This is a genomic window from Acidisphaera rubrifaciens HS-AP3, from assembly GCF_000964365.1.
GTDB classification, from domain to species: domain Bacteria; phylum Pseudomonadota; class Alphaproteobacteria; order Acetobacterales; family Acetobacteraceae; genus Acidisphaera; species Acidisphaera rubrifaciens.
In genome coordinates this window covers 1-4,126 of record NZ_BANB01000787.1, presented here as the reverse complement: position 1 = coordinate 4,126, position 4,126 = coordinate 1, and the positions used below count along the sequence as shown (strand labels likewise).

Below are 4,126 nucleotides of genomic sequence, written 5' to 3'. Positions count from 1 at the left end.
CCTCGTCGCGACGCCGGCCGCCGCCGCGACCAAGCCCGCGCCGAAGCCCGAGCCGGAAAGCGACGGCTACACCGACCTGCCGTTGCCGGACGGCGAGCTGCGCTTCCGCGTCGCCGGCACCGACGACGCGCAGACCTTCATCGACCTCGGACGACAGGGCTACACGGCGCTGATCGCGGCGCTGGAGGGGGCGGGGATCGACCCCGGAAGCCTGACCTCGATCCTCGATTTCGGCTGCGGCGTCGGCCGCGTGCTGCGCTACTGGTCCGAATGGCCGGACGTCGCGGTGTTCGGCACCGACATCTCCGCCGACGCGATCGCGTGGGACCGCGCGCATCTGCCCTTCGCGACCTTCGGGCAGAACAGCCTCGCGCCGACGCTCGACTATGCCGACCATTCGTTCGACCTGATCTACGCCCTGTCCGTGTTCACGCATCTGCCGGTCGCCACGCAGATGCCGTGGTTCCGCGAGTTGCTGCGCGTCATCCGCCCCGGCGGCTGCCTGTATTTCACGACGCACGGGATACGCTACCGAGGGCTGCTGTCGGGCAAGGACCTTGACGCGTTCGACGCCGACCGGCTGGTGGTCACGGGCGACGAACAGCCAGGCTCCAACATCTGCGCCGCCTTCCACCCCGAGGCCTGGGTGCGCCGCGAACTGATCGCGGCCGAAGGGCTGGAGGAACTGGCCTTCATCCCAAGGGGCGCCAAGGGCAATCCCGAACAGGATGCCTGGCTCGTGCGCAAGCCCGGCTGACACCCCTCCCCGAACGGCGGCGCCATACGATGACAGACGACACGACACAGGCGCTGCTCAAGCGCTTCGTCAATCTCGGAGAGAACTGCGAGTTCGGGCTGGTGCAGCGGCAGGGCGGGGCGGAACCGGTCGGGCTGATGCGCTTCACGCTCATCCTGTGCCCCGTGGAGGAGCGGATACGCCGCGTCACCGACGCGATCAACGCGGGCTTTGCCGGCATCGGCGCGCCGGAGACCGTCCACTGCGTGAGCTTCGGCGGCGAGTGGATGATCAAGGAGGATATGTATCACCTGTTCTACCACACCTTCCGTCACGAGGGCGTGGACGACCCCGAACCGCTGCGCGCGGCGCAGGCCGAGCGTCTGGTGTTCCTGCGCCGCAAGCTGCTCGCCGAACTGGCGTCCGATCGGCACATCTTCGTCTGGAAGCAAAGCCGCGGCTGCCGCGACGAGGATGTGCTGGACCTGCACGCCGCGATCCGCCGGCACGGCGCGCGCGCCCTGCTGTGGGTCACGCCACACGACGCCCATCATCCGCCCGGCACGGTGGAGGCGGTCGGCGACGGGCTGATGCGCGGCTACGTGACGCGCCTCGCGCCGGAGGAACTGCCGGGCGACTTCGACTATGACGGCTGGCTCGCCGTCGCGCGCGAGGCCGACCGGCTGTGGCGGGAGACGGCGCCGCCCGCCGCCGCGCCGTCCCCCCTCGCCGGCGTTGCATGACGCGCCCATGACCGAGAACGCCGCCCGGATGACACTGACCGACGACGCGATCCTTTCGCGTCTCACCGCGATCGTGCGCGACGTGTTCGCTGATCCCGCGATCGACCTCTCGCCGGAGATGCCGACGATCGACGTGCCCGGCTGGGACTCCATCACGCAGGTTGGGCTGCTGGTGGAGATCGAACGCGCCTTCGCGATCAGCCTCGATCCGCTGGCGATCGACGACGTGGCGACGGTCGGCGACCTCGTTGCCCTCGTGCGCCGCGGCGGCGCCGCGCCATGAGCACCGGGCGCGACAGCCGCCTGTGCCGCGCGGGCGAGGATCTCGCGCGCGAGGCGCGGCTGCTGTGCGTCATCCCGTTCCACTACCGCGCGCTGCGCCTGCATTATCTCTACGAGGTGGTGCGCGCGCTGTCGGAACTGCTGGTCCGCCGCGTCACCGTCGTCGTGATGACCAACACGACGGACGACGACGAACTTGCCCGCATCGACCGCATCTGCGCGCATTTCCTCGACCGCCAGGATATCGGCATCGACATCCACCCCGATCTCGACGACCCGTGGAATCTCGGCTGGTGCCACAAGCCGATCCTCGCCCGGCTGTTCATGGGCGACGGCGCCTATACGCATTTCGTCTATCTCGAGGACGACATGCGCCTGTCGCACTGGAACCTGACGTATTTCATGGGCGCGCGGGCGCTGCTGGCGCGGCAGGGGCTGATCCCGTCCTTCGTGCGCGTCGAATACAATTTCTCGGATGCCGACGTGTACGCGACCGACTGGCTGGCCCAGGCCCAGATCGCCGGCAAGCCGGTCGCCGAGGCGGCGGGACAGCGTTTCCTGCCGGCCGACAATCCCTATATCGCCATGTTCATCCTCGACCGCGCGCTCGCCGAGGAACACGTCGCGACCCGCTCGTTCGACCGGCTGCGCAGCCGCGAGGTGATGGACTGGGACCCGCTGGCGCGCGCCGCGATGGGGCTGTCGTTCGAGAACGTGCCCGCCGGGTTTCCCAGCCGCTACGTGGTCCCGGTCGATGCGGACGGACAGGTGATGACGCCGGCCTGGATCTATCACCTGCCCAACAACTACGCGAACGCGCCGGCGGAAATCCCCTTCGGCAAGACGCCGATGACGCGGCTTTTCGTCTGACGCGGGCGGTGCGACGGAGCATCACGGATGAGCAGCCTGCGCCACGACGGCATCGACTACATCACCTTCCTCGAAGGGCTCGATCAGGCGCTCGGGCCGCAGAGCTATTTCGAGATCGGCACCAATACCGGCCGCTCGCTCGCCGCGTTTTCCTGCGACGCGCTCTGCGTCGATCCGGTGATGCAGGTGGATGGCAACCCGATGCGCACGCGCAAGCAGCTGTTCTGGATGCAGATGACGTCGGACGAGTTCTTCCGCCGCCACACCATCCGCCACTTCCTGCCGAACGGCCCCGACATCGCCTTCCTCGACGGCATGCACCGCTTTGAATACCTGCTGCGCGACTTCATCAACACCGAACGCGAATGCCACCCGCGCTCGATCATCCTGCTGCATGACTGCCTGCCGACGAACACCCGCATGGCCGAGCGTGTGCCGCGCCTGGACGAGACGGAACACGTCGCGACGCAGGGATGCTGGACCGGCGACGTGTGGCGCATGCTGCCGATCCTGCGCCGCTGGCGGCCGGAGATGCGCCTCGTCGTGCTCGACTGCCCGCCCACCGGCCTCGTCGCCTGCATGAACCTCGACCCGCGCTCGCGCGTGCTCGACGCCAACTACTACGCGATCGTGGAGGCGATGACGAAGGTGGACCTGCCGGAATACGGGCTGGACCGCCTCTGGACGGAGGCGGAGGTGCAAAGCAGCTTCGCCCTGGTCGGGCCGCCGTACAACCTGACCGCGCTCTTCTCGGTGTTCTGAGGGCGATGCCGGACGGGGGCATCGCGGGCGCGCGGCTGGTCCCGCTGGCGGATCTGTTCGGCGCGGCGCAGACCCTGCACGCCGCCCGCACCGTCGACCTGCCGACCGCCGTCGTCCACATGAACGCCCCGGCGATCGGGCTGGAGGCGTTCGCGCGCGAATGGATGCAGGACGCGTTCCGCCCGCGCCGCGTGACCGTCGATCCGATCCGCCTCGGCCGCCTGCCGGCCGGCACGATGATGCTGGGCGGCAACTCGTACTGGATCGCCGCGGGCGACCATCTGGCGGCCGAACAGATCAACCCGCTGACCGCCGATGTCGCGGGGGACCTGCGCGCGCTGCGCGCCCTGCCGTTTCCGGTCGAGGAGATCGACGCGCCCTGCGTCATCGTCGCCCGCTTCGGCGAGACGACCTGGGGCCACTGGCTCGCGGAAATCCTGCCCCGCGCGGTGCTGGTGGAGGATGCCTGGCCGGGGCATTTCCGCTATCTCGTGCCCGACTTCGCGCCGCCGGCCGACGGCGCGCGCGGCTATGGGCAGGCCGTCGCCGAATCGCTCGCGGCCTATGGCATCGACGACGCGCGCCTGATCCGCATCCGCCTCGACCGGCATTACCGCTTCGCCGACCTGCATGCCGTCAGCGGCGTGTGGTCGGCGGCGATGCCGAACCCGGACATGCTCGACGTAATGCGCCGCCGGCTTCCCGCCGGCCGGCCGCCGGCGGGCGCGGGGCG

General features: G+C 69.5%; 5 protein-coding genes and 1 pseudogene. All 6 read left to right on the top strand.

All coding sequences use genetic code 11. From position 1 onward, the window contains the following. On the top strand, positions 1 to 757 hold a 757-nt coding region (locus B8460_RS17700), incomplete at its 5' end, for a class I SAM-dependent methyltransferase (RefSeq protein WP_048862943.1). A gap of 29 nt (positions 758 to 786) precedes the next feature. Next, positions 787 to 1,479 (top strand): hypothetical protein, encoded by a 693-nt coding sequence (locus tag B8460_RS17695; protein WP_048862942.1) that lies wholly within the window; start codon positions 787 to 789, stop codon positions 1,477 to 1,479. A gap of 7 nt (positions 1,480 to 1,486) precedes the next feature. Then, positions 1,487 to 1,762 (top strand): acyl carrier protein, encoded by a 276-nt coding sequence (locus tag B8460_RS17690; RefSeq protein WP_048862941.1) that lies wholly within the window; start codon positions 1,487 to 1,489, stop codon positions 1,760 to 1,762. Further along, positions 1,759 to 2,631 (top strand): hypothetical protein, encoded by an 873-nt coding sequence (locus tag B8460_RS17685; protein ID WP_048862940.1) that lies wholly within the window; start codon positions 1,759 to 1,761, stop codon positions 2,629 to 2,631. Before B8460_RS17690 ends, B8460_RS17685 begins: the two co-directional genes overlap by 4 nt. 27 nt (positions 2,632 to 2,658) lie before the next feature. After that, a complete protein-coding gene (locus B8460_RS22335) occupies positions 2,659 to 3,393 on the top strand; it encodes a class I SAM-dependent methyltransferase (protein WP_048862939.1) in 735 nt (244 codons plus the stop codon). A gap of 5 nt (positions 3,394 to 3,398) precedes the next feature. Then, positions 3,399 to 4,126, top strand: a pseudogene (locus tag B8460_RS17675) (glycosyltransferase 61 family protein); the annotation flags it as partial.